Source organism: Desulfovibrio inopinatus DSM 10711 (genome assembly GCF_000429305.1).
GTDB lineage: Bacteria > Desulfobacterota > Desulfovibrionia > Desulfovibrionales > Desulfovibrionaceae > Alteridesulfovibrio > Alteridesulfovibrio inopinatus.
In genome coordinates this window covers 23682-39860 of sequence record NZ_AUBP01000039.1, presented here as the reverse complement: position 1 = coordinate 39860, position 16179 = coordinate 23682, and the positions used below count along the sequence as shown (strand labels likewise).

At 46.7% G+C, this 16179-nt stretch carries 10 protein-coding genes and 1 pseudogene; 4 read left to right on the top strand and 7 right to left on the bottom strand.

Going from position 1 to position 16179, the window contains the following annotated elements; genetic code table 11:
• Positions 1–320 (top strand): transposase (locus G451_RS0119290; protein WP_027185540.1); only part of this gene is annotated, 320 nt, incomplete at its 5' end.
• A 1705-nt stretch (positions 321–2025) separates the two neighbouring features.
• Here G451_RS0119290 and G451_RS35405 read toward each other — a convergent pair.
• Both G451_RS35405 and G451_RS33135 read right to left on the bottom strand, forming a co-directional pair.
• Positions 2026–2439, bottom strand: coding sequence for an Lcl C-terminal domain-containing protein (locus G451_RS35405; RefSeq protein WP_425387522.1), 414 nt, complete (start codon positions 2437–2439; stop codon positions 2026–2028).
• Between the two features lie 299 nt (positions 2440–2738).
• Complete coding sequence (locus tag G451_RS33135) at positions 2739–3380, bottom strand: Lcl C-terminal domain-containing protein (RefSeq protein ID WP_027185537.1); 642 nt, start codon at positions 3378–3380, stop codon at positions 2739–2741.
• A 990-nt stretch (positions 3381–4370) separates the two neighbouring features.
• Between G451_RS33135 and G451_RS33800 the strand changes: the two are divergent.
• Positions 4371–5157, top strand: a pseudogene (locus G451_RS33800) (IS5 family transposase).
• 169 nt (positions 5158–5326) lie between these two features.
• Here G451_RS33800 and G451_RS33130 read toward each other — a convergent pair.
• The 4 genes from G451_RS33130 to G451_RS0119235 form a co-directional block, all read right to left on the bottom strand.
• Complete coding sequence (locus G451_RS33130) at positions 5327–8509, bottom strand: bifunctional diguanylate cyclase/phosphodiesterase (RefSeq protein WP_051261695.1); 3183 nt, start codon at positions 8507–8509, stop codon at positions 5327–5329.
• 56 nt (positions 8510–8565) lie between these two features.
• Positions 8566–10503 carry a flippase activity-associated protein Agl23 gene (locus G451_RS0119245; RefSeq protein ID WP_027185534.1) on the bottom strand — a complete coding sequence of 646 codons (1938 nt, stop codon included), beginning with the start codon at positions 10501–10503 and terminating at the stop codon, positions 8566–8568.
• 18 nt (positions 10504–10521) lie between these two features.
• Positions 10522–12414: a FecR family protein gene (locus tag G451_RS0119240; protein ID WP_169727913.1), complete on the bottom strand. Its 1893-nt coding sequence runs from the start codon at positions 12412–12414 to the stop codon at positions 10522–10524.
• 153 nt (positions 12415–12567) lie between these two features.
• A complete protein-coding gene (locus G451_RS0119235) occupies positions 12568–13818 on the bottom strand; it encodes a porin family protein (protein ID WP_169727912.1) in 1251 nt (416 codons plus the stop codon).
• Between the two features lie 343 nt (positions 13819–14161).
• Between G451_RS0119235 and G451_RS0119230 the strand changes: the two genes are divergently transcribed.
• Together G451_RS0119230 and G451_RS0119225 are read left to right on the top strand one after the other, a co-directional pair.
• Positions 14162–14842 carry a Crp/Fnr family transcriptional regulator gene (locus G451_RS0119230; protein ID WP_027185531.1) on the top strand — a complete coding sequence of 227 codons (681 nt, stop codon included), beginning with the start codon at positions 14162–14164 and terminating at the stop codon, positions 14840–14842.
• Positions 14843–14892: 50 nt separating this feature from the next.
• Positions 14893–15663 carry a TIGR00266 family protein gene (locus G451_RS0119225; protein ID WP_027185530.1) on the top strand — a complete coding sequence of 257 codons (771 nt, stop codon included), beginning with the start codon at positions 14893–14895 and terminating at the stop codon, positions 15661–15663.
• A gap of 100 nt (positions 15664–15763) precedes the next feature.
• Here the strand turns inward: G451_RS0119225 and G451_RS30455 are convergent, their stop codons facing one another.
• Positions 15764–16138 (bottom strand): hypothetical protein, encoded by a 375-nt coding sequence (locus G451_RS30455; RefSeq protein ID WP_156921726.1) that lies wholly within the window; start codon positions 16136–16138, stop codon positions 15764–15766.
• Positions 16139–16179: the final 41 nt, after the last annotated feature.

Below are 16179 nucleotides of genomic sequence, written 5' to 3'. Positions count from 1 at the left end.
TAAAACAGGTTGGAGATACACAAATCCTCATCCCGAAGCCGCCGAAGAAGAAAGACTCGCGACATCAGCGCCAGAAGGCCCGGCAACGCTTCCGCCGTCGAGCAGGCATCGAGCCGGTGATCGGCCATCTCAAGCACGACCACCGCATGGCGCGGAGCTACCTCAAGGGCGCGGTCGGGGACACCATCAATCTGTTCATGGCATGTGCGGCGTTCAATCTCAGAAAGCTGATGCGGAAGCTGGGAAGTCTTTTTGCGCTCCTGGCGTTTCTGCTCCTCGGAGGAGGCGCGAACCAGAGACCGGCGGCAAGCATCACATAGGCGCTAAAACGGTTTTTTCAGGCTCGACTAAATAGAGCAAAATATCGTCATCATCGTCAGCCGCAAAAGAAGAAGCTGCGAACACCCAAAGTACTCCGCATAACAAAATGATAAAAGACTTATAAAGCCCCACTATTTTTCTCCTTCTTGGACTTTTCACACAATAGATTTTCAATTCTGCAACACCGAACGTTACCCCACATCCCCAAACAGCACTTTAGCAAATATCATTATCGCGCCAACAACACCTACAAGAATCTCATCTCACTATAGAACACCCATCGCGCTATTGTATCATCTCAAAACAAAAGACAACTTGCTTCTATTGAAAAAAATATTATTTGATTTTTAGATAAATAGTATAAATTTATCATTTCATCTCTCAGGAAAAACCTGAATTTTGATACATTTTTATAATCATCCAACTCGTGCACAATACACAAAGAAACAAATATCCATCCAAACAAAACCAAATAAACAAAAAAAGAAAATCAATACACACAAAGGAAACCAGCAATACAAACTACACAATACATATATAACAACCCAAAAAACGGCTCCACTCATGCGAATTGGAGCCGCTTGTTCAAACAATACGGGAAAGCCTTTTATCATTTGATCACTTCATCATCGTTTAGAATCCCCCACGAACACAGCCAACGTATGTTTCTGCCTGTTTCGTCAAGTACAGCACGGAGCCGTTATCGAAGGAGACACCCTAGCGTAGTGGGGATTGGCGGTATTGGAGCTGATCAACCAGGAGAAAGACGTTAAGCAAAAAAAGACCGAATCGATGAAGAGAATCGTACGTGTCAAATCTACGATCGTTTCGAGTTCTTTACACCCCCACGCTATCAAAGCAGGAAGTAATAAACGCATAGATGCCACATCTCTTTCTTCATTGCGACTGAACGCAACTCAAGATCAATCCGCAAGCACTATGCCCCAGAACGAACACACCGAACCGGATTCGTATTCGTATTCGATTTCAGGCTGTAATTTGAGGCACCAAAATCGAAAACACGCTTCAGGCATAACTATCGTCTTCTGTATCCAGAGGCTCCAGCAGACCGTATTCAAGCATTTTTCTTCGTTCTCCTAGAAGATATCAAGGCAATGATCTATATTAGAATTAAGTGAACAAATATCATATCAATATCACAGTAAACAGACGCATCCTCACAGCACAACAGAAACACTGCACCATACACACCGGAACAACAGAGTTGAGAATATAAATATGAAAAAATAAATAAACACAACGCGCCATTCATGTTCTGATCCAATCATGAGACACAGCTCGTTGCTCCAAACCATCTATCAAGATAATAAATTCAGCAAACGACTAGAAGATTACGGCTGTTTTAAATTACAAATCGATGAATAGTTCATACGCCAAACAACATGACTACATCAATCAAAACGACTACAATAACACAGTTATTACAATATTAATCATAATTATATAGACACATTACAGCAATAGATCCATTAACCATGGAGAAAGGATACACAGGGAAGCATGTTACTTAAGAAGCATTAGACACAAAAAATCATATAAACCGAACGATACTCTCCACATTAATACAAAATATATAAAACATCATCCTTGACAAAACCCAGCACACAGAATCAGTACGGGAGAACAAGATGCGAATTTCTTCTGCATTGCTTGCTCCCCCAATACACTAGATCGCATATTTATTTATGAATCGGATCGAACACAACGAACATAAGTCTTATATGCCCCCTTTATTCCTCCTTCACACACGTAGCCGTAATAAAAATCTAGAAGCCAGACATGATACCTATCCGAGCGAGTGCTTGACCAAAAGAAGGACGACGGACTTGAAAAGACGGGATCAATCGAAGGATCCAGCCTATTCCAATCAACTATTGATTCTAGCTCCTTGACATTAGGTAATCTCCAGTCGTCTTCCCCTGCCAGACTCAAATTTTCACAATAAGCCAACGCACCTTGCCAATCAAGCTGAACCCCACCGTCTGCTTGCATCCATATCAAATTTGTCGATGTATCTACAATCGTTTCACCTTGAACCAAGTATTCTGCTCGGACAGGCAATGCCAGAACCAAAACACTTGAAAGAACACAAAACATTTGCATTCCAAGAATACGGAAGAATAATATCATAACACGCTACCTTGTTAGGATTATTGATATAAATAAAAAAATTCCCATTCCAAAGAAATTAAACATGTGTACCCAACATACTCTCTCGTTAACGACATTGATTTGATATCGAGAAAATGAAGTTCCCCATATGAGCCAGAGAGTAAGGCCACCATACACATGTTGAAAATCAACAATTACACAAACAATTCACAATATATTATCAAAGCAACGTCAATCTCTCTCCAGTCAACAACGACTATACACTTTTTAAAGAGATCAAAACATCATTGTCCGGAACGAACGCAACGAACATATAACGACACAGACTTCTCAATACAAACCGGTTCCCCGTTAAATAGATAGCCGTTATTAAAATTCAGATACCACGCGCAGTTGGAGTCACCTGCATAGGAAGTACTTGTCCAATGCCAATTAGGTTGAGCTGAAAAAACAGGATCAATTGCGGGGGATTCTCGTCCAAAATCAACAAGCTGAAACAACTCTCGCCGATTTGGTAAATGCCAATCCGTGTAACCGGCCAATACCAACTGACTGCAGTATGCCACGGCATTGTCCCAATTATACAGATTCCCGTCATCCGATTGCATCCACATCAAGCCGGTAACAGTATCTGTAACAGTGCCATCGCCATTATCGATATAGGAGAGAGGATTCGAAATATACTGCGCATCTTGGCCATAAAAAGGTGCACCTGGGTCTGGACAAACGATTTCTCCGATCTCACCGTAGCATACTGAAGCACCGGTATCGGGAACAGGAACAGAAGGCGATACAACGGAGTCACTAAGCGCAATTGATAAAATTGATATGATTTCAGAATTGCCGTCAGCCATAACATTTCGGCATGGCACAAGGCACAAAATAAGAGCAATAAAAAGCAGACGTACTTTTTTTGTTGCCAACATACAGCTTCTCCTTTTTAGATTATTTGCATTATGGGGTACGTTTTTACCATAACAGCGAACACATAAACCAACTCACCAAACAACATAACAAACGAGACTGAACACAATGAACGTAATACTATTTTTTTTGCACCACTCGTCCCCTCCACACACCAATAGATATTCGCCAATCGTCCCCCAACCACTCCCATAGCAAAGAACGTAAAAGAACTGCTCGACAAGTACAGTCGATTTAAATCAACTCTCATCAGCTCAGCATCCATTCATAATGGATATTATGCAGATGTTAAATCATCACAACATAAAACGCACAAAACTACATTCTACATACATATACCTCCAACAACGAGAGACACATGCAGCCAATCTAGAAATACATATTCGACACAGAACTATCAAGAATAAATATAGTCAACAAATTAACCTGCTGAAAACACGAAAAGATATCAAATCAACACATAACAGAGCAAGCAACGACAAACAAAAAATGCAATACATTACAAAGTGTTATGGACACATCAACAAACTAGCGCAATAAGAAAAACATCATAAATGAACTTGCCATTATTCGAAGTGAAATAAACGCAGCATAGTCAACGGTAAAATATTGTTTCCCTCGAAAGAATACCAAATGAGTGTTGATTTGATGAAAGAAGAGTAAAGGAAAAAAATTCTATTTCACATCATCCATGAAAAGGATGAGTCAAACGAGCTGAACAATGGCGTTAACAGAATGAATACTTATCAGGCCAGACAATACATCGATTAAAAGTCACTATTTCAGCAAGCAACAACAAGAACTACAGAGGAGACATCTATAAACAAAGGTTATCATCGAAGACGGCACAACACATTGAGTAGGTTCTGTTCACCACGGCAGCGTCAATTGCAATCGACTTCGCGAATCGATCAATACACCTCTGCTATAAGAGCGACTAACAAAACCTAGCCAATCTTCTTAATGATTCTTATTTTCAGTGGGAGGTGTTTATGAAGCCTGCTGAATTTGAACGATTTTGGACGATTATTGAACCCATTCTTCCCCCAGAGCCCCCAAAACCGAAAGGGGGAAGGCCTCGATGCAGTGATAAAGAGGCCCTACGCGGTATTTTGTTCATCCTGGAAACGGGCACTCCGTGGGAGAAACTTCCTCGTGAATGGGGTGCGGTTCAGGTATGACCTGTTGGCGTCGCTTGAGGCAATGGCAAGCTGCAGGAGTCTGGGACAAGCTCCACACAAGCCTCCTCACAGAAGTCAACCGGGCCAATGCTTTTAAATGGGAGCGTTTCTCCATAGATGCCGGCTCTGTTCCCTCCCCCCGGGGGGCCAAGAGACAGGCCCGAACCCAACAGATCGAGGCAAATCGGGAACGAAACGGCATATTGTCGTGAATAGCGACGGTATTCCCCTGGTTTGCCAACTCAGTGGCGCGAATCGTCACGACTCAAAAATGTTTTCCTCCGTGTTGAATGCACTTCCTTCCCTTGGAGGTGCCCCAGGACGACCTCGGAAACGTCCGTACAAACTCCACGCAGACAAAGGGTACGATTATTCTGCCTGTAGAGAATATTGCCGGAAGAAGGGAATCGTTCCACGGATTGCAAGGCGAGGAATCGAATCCTCTGAACGCCTTGGTCGTCACCGCTGGGTTGTGGAGCGAACGTTGTCTTGGCTCAATCGCTTTCGAAAGCTACGCATTCGCTATGAACGAAGTGCTGACGCCTATCTGGCTCTGTGCTCCTTGGCTTGCTCGGTCATTACTTTGAGGTTTTGTTAGTGGCTCTAAGTGGCTCGCCCGTAAATTTCGTTCTCACCATAACCCATCCAGTGAAGCATTCGATCCATAACTGACCTGCGGTTGAAATAAACAGAGAGAAAGAGAATATACCACGACAACTGGTACAGTTATAGAAAGGCCCAAACAGCCTAAGTATCTTCATCACTCTTCACATATCCATCGAACATGCTTTCGCCACAGCATAGTCAGCATTATGAAGAAATGCGAGAAGCTCCAGTTCGGGAAGCGGTTTGGAGAAAAAATAGCCCTGGATGCGCTGGCATCCCATATTCGCGAGCATTTTGAGTTGGAGTTTTGTTTCAACCCCTTCTGCTACGACTTTGAGCCCCAAGCTGTGGGCCAGTGAAATGACCGCCTTAACGATAGCTGCATCATCGGGGTTATCGCTTAGATCCATCACAAAGCTGCGGTCGATTTTCAGTTCCTGGATCGGAAACTGCTTGAGATAATACAGCGACGAATAGCCTGTCCCGAAGTCATCGATCGACATACTCACCCCAAGGCTGGCGATACGGTGCAGCAGAGCGATCGCTGCATCGACGTCATTCATAACGGATGTTTCTGTGATCTCAAGCTCCAGCGCATGAGCAGGAATACCGCTTCGGTCAAGTGCATCCTGAATAAAACCGGGAAGAGCATCGTCACGAAGCTGGCGTGCCGACAAGTTTACGGAAACGCGTAGGTCGGGATATCCGTTTTCGCGCAACCGGCGAATAAGAGAACATGCCTGGTCAAGCATCCAGACACCGATTTCGCGAATAATGCCAATTTCCTCGGCAATGGGAATAAATTCCGCAGGAGATACAGGGATACCGTCCGAACGAACCCAACGGATGAGCGCTTCCAACCCATAGACACATTGGGCAGCAGCATCGACTTGTGGCTGGTAATACGCGGCAAACTCTCCTTTATCGAGAGCAGCACGCAAATCCTGTTCAATGGCCAGACGACGTAAAACACGACGGTTTGCGGCTTCTGTAAAAAGATGAAAGTCGTTACGACCGCGGTCCTTGGCCATATACATGGCCATATCGGCGTTTTTCACGAGCACTTCGGGCGTGTTACCATCATCGGGAAACAGCGTTATGCCGATACTCGCACTTATATGAATCTCATTGTCGACCACATAATACGGAATCTTGAAGCGTTCAACAATATCTTCAGCCTGATGGACCGCGTCTTCAGCTGAAGAGACATCTTCAAGCAAAATAACGAACTCGTCCCCACCAAATCGAGCAACCGTATCTTCCGGATGGACAGCCTCTCGCAATCGACTGGCGACCAATGTGAGTAATTGGTCCCCCATGGGATGCCCCAGACTTTCATTGATCGTTTTGAAGTTGTCGAGATCAAGAAACATGACAGCCACTTTTTTGTTACGTCGGCCGGCGTGTTGCAAAGCCACTTTCAGGCGGTCAAGCAGCAACAGTCGATTTGGTAAGCCTGTAAGCGCATCATGGTACGCTTGAAAATGAATCGTTTCTTCCGAGCGCTTGATATCGGTCATATCATGAAAGACTGCGACGTAATTTCGAACTCGTCCGCTCTCTTCACGAATGGTACTGATCGACAACCATTCCGGATACACTTCTCCAGTTTTTCGACGATTCCAAATCTCGCCGGACCACGCCCCTTTTGTAATCAGTGTTTGCCACATGGTTTTATAAAAGGAGTCATCGTGGCGGTCCGACTTGAGAATACGCGGATTTTTCCCCAAAGCTTCTTCGGAATCATACCCGGTGATCATCGTAAACGCCGGGTTGACTGAAAGAATCGTGCCTCTGGAATCCGTAATCGTTACCCCTTCAATGGAATCTTCAAACACGCGAGCCATCAGCGTCAGATCCTGCTGCGCTAATTTTCGCTCTTCGGTTTCATGACGGAGTTTTTCCAGAGCAGATTCAATTTCCGATGTACGCTGTCGAACACGTTTTTCCAATTTCTCATTCGCGTCCTGAAGCCGACTCTCCGCTTGCTTACGTTCCGTAATGTCAAGCATCACGCCGACAATGCCGGATTGTATGCTGTTCGCATCGTAGAGAATGGATTTGCTAAACAAGATATCATGCAGAACGCCATCAGCCCATGGAGTCTTCGCTTCATATGTCTGGCGTCCTCCAGCCTGAAGCAACTCCGCATCCTTCTGCATATATATCTCAGAAAATTCTCGAGACAGAATCTCTTTTGCCGTTTTGCCAAGAATCTTTTCTCGAGACTTGCCAAGCATCTTTGCAAAGGGTGCATTCACGGTCTGGTAGCGTCCATCGTTGCCTTTGTAATAAATGGGGTGAGGAATCGTATCAATGATCGTTTCAAGAAGAATCGTCTTGCTTTGTAGGGCATATTCATCGGCTTTCCGCTTCGTGACATCACGCACCGTTGCCAATATACGTCCATCATCAATTCGCTTAAAAGTTGCTTCAGCAATCATGGCCTCTGCTCGATCACGAAAATAAAATTCCCACATGCGATCCAACTCAACGATATCTTGCATGGTAACGCCAAGCTTTATGTCCGGATGAGGAAACATTTCTTCGAAATGTTTCCCGAGACAGGCATCCTCCGCCAAAGAGAACATACGGCATGCCATGGAATTGGTTTCGATAACCTTGCCAGTTGAATCGAAAACAACAATCGCGTCTGAGGCTTGCTCCATAAGCGCTCGGTATTTTCGTTCACTTTCAGCCGTACGCCGTTTGCTTTGCGCATTGAGGGCATTTAAAAAAGCCGTGATTGCCAACACGAACACCGCAAGAATGCCATAAATCACACCACTTTTTTTCAGAACATGCCGCAAAGCATCCATTTGTGGTGTGACATTGAAGTAGACTTCTGCCGCCCCGAGAAATTTTGTGTCCTCGCCAAGCGGCACGTACGTCTCATACATTTCGACAGAGCGCAGTGAACCATCGCCCATCTGTTTGTATTTCTTGACAAGCTGCGAGTAAGCCTTCCCGTTTTTAATTACATCGTAAAAATATGATTCTTCGTTCGTTTGTCCGACTTCATCTGGCTCCGTTGAATAGCGTATCATGCCGTCTTTGGAAAAAATGCGAACTTTTTCCACTTTAAAATCAGTCATATGACTGAAAACATAGGAAGAAAAATCTTCCTTTTCGAAAAAATGCTCATCCAAAGCCGTATCGGTATTTCCAAATATTTCGAGTAGATGTCTGCTGAACAACTCCGCCCGTTCACGCGAAGATTGAAAAACAACTCCTTCAAACATGGGAAAAATAACCTGATAGGTTATAACTGGAAAAAGAATTATAACGAAAGCGGATAAAACAAAGAGTCCGTTATCGATAAAAAGCGTCTTGAGTCTATGCATAATGAATCCAGTGCCACTCAACAATACAGGATAACAGGGGGAAAAATACAATACGACTATGGTGTGGATTCGTCGTACTGTTTCTTGCGCACAAAAAGCGAGAAAGAGTGTACCATGGGACGATAGGCTTCCGGTTTCTCACTGTCCCGAAACCAGTACCAATTTAATAAATCTTGCCTATATTGGGAATCGGAAAATAATTCTTTGATATTGGACCAGGTCCAATTTTTATAAAACTCAGATGGCCAGCCAATCATACTGAACTGATATTGATCATATACATTGCCGAGTACTTCAGAAAGCTCTCGTGCCGTATCGGCTCCAACAACAAGAGCACATGCTGAACGGGCTTTATCATTCAAAATTTTTCCAAAATAAAAACTCCCTTCGATATCGTGACGATACCACGTCATAGGCCAAGCTGTTTCTTCATCAAAGGCAATACCATGGGCTTCGACGTCCCGACAATTTTGTTTGATAAGGGATAGCATAGCAAGTGATTCTTTCACCCCTTCAGCTCCATGTGCATAAACAAGCGGCTCATTGACAGCGCGAAGATGGGTAATATTGGCGAGAAAAGAGAACCGTATCCACACGCATGCCATGAGAATACCTATGCCCAATGCTATTCCCCGGACGAACCGTTGGCATCGAACATGAATTAACCAATCCACTCCCTGTCCGGCGAGGAGACACAGAGGAAGCGTTATGTGCACGAAAAGCCAAGGCATCTTCTCACCGGCCACAGTATACAAAACATACGATCCAGCAATGAGCCATACGAGCAACCATCCAAACGCATAGGCATCATCGTTTTCATGAGGATCGTCCCCAAGAATATATGTGGCAGGAGCATGGCGGCTCCGTACTAACCCCACGACCCCAAGCCAGGCCGCTACGAAAGGAAAAAACTCATAGAGTGCGGTCAAAAAAAGATAATAGAACCACGGTTGACTGCCTCGTGCCACTTCGTGCTGGGCCATCCAATATCCGACACTCCCGACGACGCCAGAAAACACGCCTTGCGGGATGTTGGCTAAAAACGAGGAAAAAAACACCACCTGAACAATCCAAAAGAACATGAAGAGTCCACACCACAACCGGAAGCGCAAAAGCCCCAAAGATGCCTCGCCCGCTGCCAACACCACAGCCATCAAAACAAACCCTGCTAAAATACTCCACGTTGTCTGGATATGCGCACCTTGCATTGGCGCCAGGGGGTTAAGCCCCAGAGCCGCAAGTCCCAGAGGGGCGATGAAAGGTAAGACAAAACTCAACATGATCACAGCCAATCCGGCATAGCGGTGAAACAACGTCTCGTGTTTGTTCCACGCAGCACGAACGGCCTCAAAGACGGCATGACCACCAAGTATTGCCCCGAAGAGAAAGGCGTTTTCTTTTGTAATAAACGCCATACTCATTGCCGAAGTCATAAGCCATAACCAGCGTTCACTCCCACTCCGGCTATATCGATGGTAGGCCATCATCCACAGCAAGGAAAAAAGCGCAATGTAGGCATCATTTCGTATATACCGACTATACATGAGCAAACTGGGAGAAATCGTGACCATAAGCGCCGCGAGAAAAGCCCCAATCCGACCAAGCTCTTTTCGCAAAGAAAACAGGCACGCAACAAGCGCGGTTCCGGCCAAAGCCGGCCCCAAACGGGCTGTAAAATCGCTCACTCCGAAGAGACCGTACACAAGTGCATTGACGTAAAAGAGAAACGGACCATGCATCATGGGATCATGGCTATACGTACCGGCTTCAAAGAGTAATCGGGAGAAATGGGCGTGCAAACTCTCATCATGGCTCATAGCCCGAATGCCGAGTCCCCAAAGACGAAAAAAAAGAGCCGCCCCGACAAGAGCAGCCCAGACGATATGCTCGGTTCCAACTTCGAAACGTAAGCGACGATCCCAAAACCGCACATTGTCGACCGGGTCAAGTGCATTTTCTTCGCACCTGCCCCGGTCGTCTCTCTCATCATTCACAGAACAATCCTTGCTGGTCTATTTCGCAATAAACACACCGGAGCCGGAAGCATTACTCCCACTTTCTACGAAAAACACGCCACCGACTTCCTGCCCAAACGGGCCAAAGAAGCTTCCTTTAAATTGACCGGTACCACCGAGCGAACCCGCGAGATTTCCGCCGAATTGCGGCAAACTGAAACGATTGAACCATTGGCTGTTTGCTAAGCTGTAATTCTCCCAAGGATCTCCATTCTTTAAGAAATTAAAGCTGGCTTGATTGATGGTGTCGGTTGTGAAACAAAATGTCATTTTGACATCACCGGACAGTGTAGCGGACGTACCTTCTGCTGTATCATAGTATCGGCCCATAATCTGACCATTATACGTTGCAGACCCTTCACGAGGAATGTCGTTGCCAGGCGTGACGTTTCCAGCCACAAAGCACGTATGCGAGGCATTGAAGCCGCCCTTGTTGAGTTCATCCAAGACGTCTTGTGGTAACGAGTCCATACTCGCATAGTCCAAGTTGGCATTATCGTTCCACATCCCCCAGGAAACATATTGATACCCGTCCGGCACATAGGCGGAGGGTTCCTGGTCAAATGTCATCCCATAATACGTGGCGCCCTGCTCCAATTGACCAAGTGCTACGCCATCTTTGACCGCTTCTCCATTTGAGTTAAACCAGACAACTTCGGGAGTGACACCTTCTTCGGCATTCTTCACATACTCATGGCTTCCGAAAACCTTATAGGTCGTTGGCGTCGGAGTTGGAGTCGGTGTCGGCGTTGGTGTCGGCGTTGGTGTCGGCGTTGGTGTCGGCGTCGGCGTTGGTGTCGGCGTCGGCGTTGGTGTCGGCGTTGGTGTCGGCGTCGGTGTCGGCGTCGGTGTGACGGTTGGCGTCACGGTCGGCGTCACGGTTGGTGTTGGGGTTGGAGTTGGAGTTGGGGTAGAAGTCTGCGAAGCTATGACTTCAGCAATAGTCTCGCTGATATTCGTGGTTTGTTGCAAGTTGCTCGGGCTATCCGAAGGATTGTCCGTCGTATCCTGGGTTACATTTTGAAGATTCTGTACAAAAGCCAAGGGTTGTGTTCCCGTTTGGGCTTGTCCCAATGGCGCTCCAGGGTCAAAACCGAAAAATTGGTCTCCATTCTCTTGATCAGAAGAACTTTCCCCGCCGTTCTTCATCTCATCCATTCGGTCGTGCGGGACATCCTGGTCACGCTCACCCGGTCCGCCTTCCCCGTCTCCCGTTTTTTTGTCCGCGTCACCGTTCCCCTTTGAATGCCCGCCTTCCCCGGTCTCACGATAAATATTTGCAGGGATAGACTTTACTTTGGAAACCGGTTGACCAGCTAATGCAACAATACCGCTGCCGGAATTGATGATAAGTCGAAAATTCCCGAAAAGGTCGAGGAAGAAGACAGGGCCACCTTTCAGCAATCGCAAGACGACCCGCTCTTTTTCCGAGAGCACATCAAAAATGGTACCGCGGGTTCCCATGGTCCCGAGCGGAGTATTGATTTCAAATGCTTTGGGGTCCTTTTTAACAATTTGACCGGTCAGAAACCGAAAAACTCCCTTGGCGGCAGTCATGGCAATAGAATTGTTCGAGGCCTCATCATAATCGTCAAAGACATACTCTGCCAAAACGATCTCACTTTCCGGCCCCATCGTGAACTGAGTCTGATCGGTCAATGTGATCGTCGCCGCGCTCTGCGCTCCGGTTCGCACCGTATCTTTCCGATATATAGGACCACCACTTTCAACTGTTCGTTGTTGTCCATCCAGAACGGCATTCACCGTCCCACGAACCTCAATGGCAAATCCGATTGGTACAGGGGAATTTGCAGCCAATGCCATGGGGAGACCTGCACACAGCATCCACCCCAGAACAGCCAGAAAAAACGTCATTGTGATTCTGTTCATACTCCACCTGTCAGTCACGTCTCGCGCCCGTTGTATGTCGTCCGTCTCCATGAGCGCGGCAAAAAGGTCATTGATTTGCCGAAAAAACGATGTGGAGGACACGCCATTTGATCATGTTTGTCATCAAGCAAATTATGCGCCAAGAAAAAGAAATCAGAACGTTTTTGACAGGCTAAACATGACTTGATGACGGTCGTAGGAAAACATATCGATGTTGCTCCAGTTCTTTGTATAGATATAACTCAGTTCCGGAGTAAGCCCCCACAATGCGTCGATATTATAACTCAATGACGCGCGCCCCATAAGCAAGGTATCCTGCTGTGTTTCACCATAGAGAGTACGATATCCGCTGTAAAAGGTCTGCCCCAATATTCCCGTACAAAATATATTAAAATCATTAAAAAAGCTGCGAAAGTACGTCGCCTGAATGCCGTATGCATCGTTACTGTAAATATCCCAATTTTGATCCTCACGCATGAAGTACCCGCCGAGCTGAGCATACGACACAGCGTTCGGATAAAAGCGAAGATAGGGATTCACAATAAACAAATTAGAGTATCGATCGTCATCATAATAATTCTTGAAAAAATACGCGAGATTCATCCCGACTTCCCAGGAGTCCGTCAACTGATACCGGACCTGTGGAGCGAACCCGACACTTACCGTATAGTATTTTGCAAAATCTCCATCTTCCGATCCATATTTGAGATACGTTCCCACAGCAGGGAGTGAAACGATCCAACGTCCAACTTGGAACGTGGGACCAAGAGAAGCGCTCAAGTCCGCCGTATCAAACCAATCCACATAGGAATAATCGGTGTACGACCCGCGAAATTGAAATTGCAATGCACTTTGCGGGGTAAAAAAATGAAAGTAATCTGCTTCCAGACCATACACCATGGCCCAGTCTGCCTGCGCGCGCGCCCGGTCGGACAAATGAAATTGTTGGTCCATGAGTTGAACCGTGTCATCGAACGTCGAGCGGGTCACATTGGAATCATACATAAAACCAATTGACGGACGAACCCGCCATGCCTTTGGCTTGGACTTATCAATGGCTTCCAAAAACTTGTCGATATTCAGCCCAACATTCTCCGGAGGGTTGGCTTCTTTGACCCGGAGGAGTTCAGCTTGCGCTTTCTCATACTGCCCCATGGCATAAAGCACACTGGCCAGTTCAAGGCGAACACGTTGTGCTTTGGGGTCGCGCTCGAGCAATTCGCGATAGTACTTTTCGCTCTGATCGAGATTCCCCATTTTGCCGGACACCATACCGAGCAAGAAAAGCGACTGATTGTCAAAAGAGTCGTCTTCATATCGTGAGAACAAGATGTCACGCGCTTCGCCCAAATTCCCTTCCCGCATCAATGCCGCGGCTTTTGTATTGTCTGCCTTGATATGCATATTCTCCGCAGTTGTCTGCGCTTGCGCGTTGTTGCAAGGCAACATACAGATACAGCCTAACAGTACGAGGACGATCACAAAAATCGACCTCTTTCGTATCCATGACATGGGTTACCTCATGGTTGCTCGTGCATCGAGTACGACATTTCGAAAAACGAAGCAGCCTCAGAAAACAATGGAATTATATCGCTCGATATGAAAAACTCTTAACAGTCGCCATTATGCCCGATAGCAAATCATGATGCTATCGCTTTCGTCATGTCGGATTCCCTGCAAGTCGTCAAGCCAACCTCTTTGGGACGTACGACCATATACATACTTTTATTAGAAAAAGGATACGTTCATGGACACGTTGACCGCGCTCTCCACCCTCACACTCTTTCATGGCATTCCCCAAAACGGTTTACGCCAACTTGCATCCATTGCCGAATCTATGAAATGCCAACGCTCGGATATCATTTTCGAAGAAGATACCCCTGGCCGAGGCTTCTATGGCGTCGTAACCGGCAAAATTCGCATCTTCAAAACGTCTTTCACCGGAAAAGAACACATCATTCATGTTTTTGGTCCCGGTGAAATATTCGCAGAAGTCGCCATGTTCACCGACCAGAAATATCCGGCGACAGCCCAAGCTTTAGAAGATTCGACATGTCTCTTTTTTCCCCGAGACGCCTTCCGCCAGCTTCTTGCCGAACATCCGGACCTTGCTCTCGCTATGCTCGGCCTTATGTCGGTACGACTTCGTCAGCTCACAGCAAAAATCGAAGCCTTGAGTCTGAAGGAAGCACCTGCACGATTTGCCGCTCACCTGCTCTTACTGCTCGATGAAGCCAACCATAATGTTGTTCAGCTCGATTTGTCGCGAACGCATTTGGCAGGATACCTTGGTGCCAACCCAGAGACCTTGTCACGTATTATTAAAAAAATGACGGAAAACGGGTATATCGTTGCCAAAGGAAAAACCGTCAATGTGCTCGACAAAAACGGATTGGCTCTTCTTGCTTCGGGCGAAACGCTTTTGTAGGACAACAGTCTCGCATTCTTTTCCCGCCAACACCAACCAAGGAGAAGGCCGTGGCCGACGTCATTGATTACCAGATTCTTGGCGACGATATGCAACTTGTAGAAATCGAACTCGACCCGGGTGAAGCCGTGCGCGCCGAAACGGGCGCCATGATGTATATGACCCGCGATATTGCTATGCAGACCTCAACTGGAGGCGGCTTATTCAAAGGATTCAAACGCATGCTCACGGGAGAATCCTTTTTTATCACGACTTTTCTCAACGCGGGCAACAGCAAGGCCATGGTTGCCTTTGGAGCGCCTTACCCTGGGAAAATCATTCCGCTCGACCTCGCCCGATTCGGCGGACACTTCCTTTGTCAAAAAGATGCCTACTTATGTTCAGCACAAGGCATCGACATCGAAGTCGCGTTTACCAAAAAACTTGGAGCTGGCTTGTTTGGTGGGGAAGGCTTCATACTTCAACGTCTGACCGGAGACGGGCTTGCCTTCATCCATGCCGGGGGAAGTATCGTTGAAAAAACACTCGGTCCTGGGGAAGTGCTACGCGTTGATACGGGATGTCTGGCCGGACTCGAAGACCGTGTCGATTATGATATTGAATTTGTTGGCGGGTTCAAGAACGCCTTGTTTGGCGGGGAGGGGCTGTTTTTAGCAACATTAACTGGACCGGGAACAGTCTTCTTACAAAGCCTGCCGTTCTCTCGTCTTGCCGACCGCATTTTTGCCGCTGCAAAATTCGAACAGAAAGGACAGCAAGATGGCGTCGCCGGATTTGGAGGAGGACTCCTCGGCGGCCTCTTAAGCGGAGATAAAAACTAACGATCCCTTTGAAAAATCACGTATACACGACAGCGTCGGTTCACCCGTTAAGGGGGGAACCGACGCAATTACGATGTATCTTGAAAACTATGGAATAAATCTAACTCGTCGTGCAATCGCCAGGACCATAGCCGGTTCCATCTTGAGGAGCATCCCCGGTCCCCGTTCCATCACCAGGACCATAGCCTCCACCACCCGAACCGGAACCACTTCCACCGCCCGAGCCCGAGCCCGAGCCACCACCGGAACCGCCGCCGTTACCGCCGCCGCCATTCCCGCCACCATTTCCACCACCGCCGTGACCACCACCGCCATTGCCTCCCCGTATCAACAGGAAAGACGGCATTGCATCACTGTATACCGAGATTTGTGTTTGACCGTTCATGACCGAAGTATTTCCAGCCATGCAATTCAACGGAAGCGCCATCAGGCCGACCATAGTACAAAGCGTTGCGCATGCAATCATCTTCTTCATCACACTCTCCATAATTGTTAAAAAAACAAACAACACAATGA

Coding starts and splice junctions, on each gene's coding strand:
- G451_RS35405 (WP_425387522.1), bottom strand. CDS start 2,439: ATGTTTTGTGTTCTTTCAAGTGTTTTGGTTCTGGCATTGCCTGTCCGA.
- G451_RS33135 (WP_027185537.1), bottom strand. CDS start 3,380: ATGTTGGCAACAAAAAAAGTACGTCTGCTTTTTATTGCTCTTATTTTG.
- G451_RS33130 (WP_051261695.1), bottom strand. CDS start 8,509: ATGCATAGACTCAAGACGCTTTTTATCGATAACGGACTCTTTGTTTTA.
- G451_RS0119240 (WP_169727913.1), bottom strand. CDS start 12,414: ATGAACAGAATCACAATGACGTTTTTTCTGGCTGTTCTGGGGTGGATG.
- G451_RS0119235 (WP_169727912.1), bottom strand. CDS start 13,818: ATGCATATCAAGGCAGACAATACAAAAGCCGCGGCATTGATGCGGGAA.
- G451_RS0119230 (WP_027185531.1), top strand. CDS start 14,162: ATGGACACGTTGACCGCGCTCTCCACCCTCACACTCTTTCATGGCATT.
- G451_RS30455 (WP_156921726.1), bottom strand. CDS start 16,138: ATGAAGAAGATGATTGCATGCGCAACGCTTTGTACTATGGTCGGCCTG.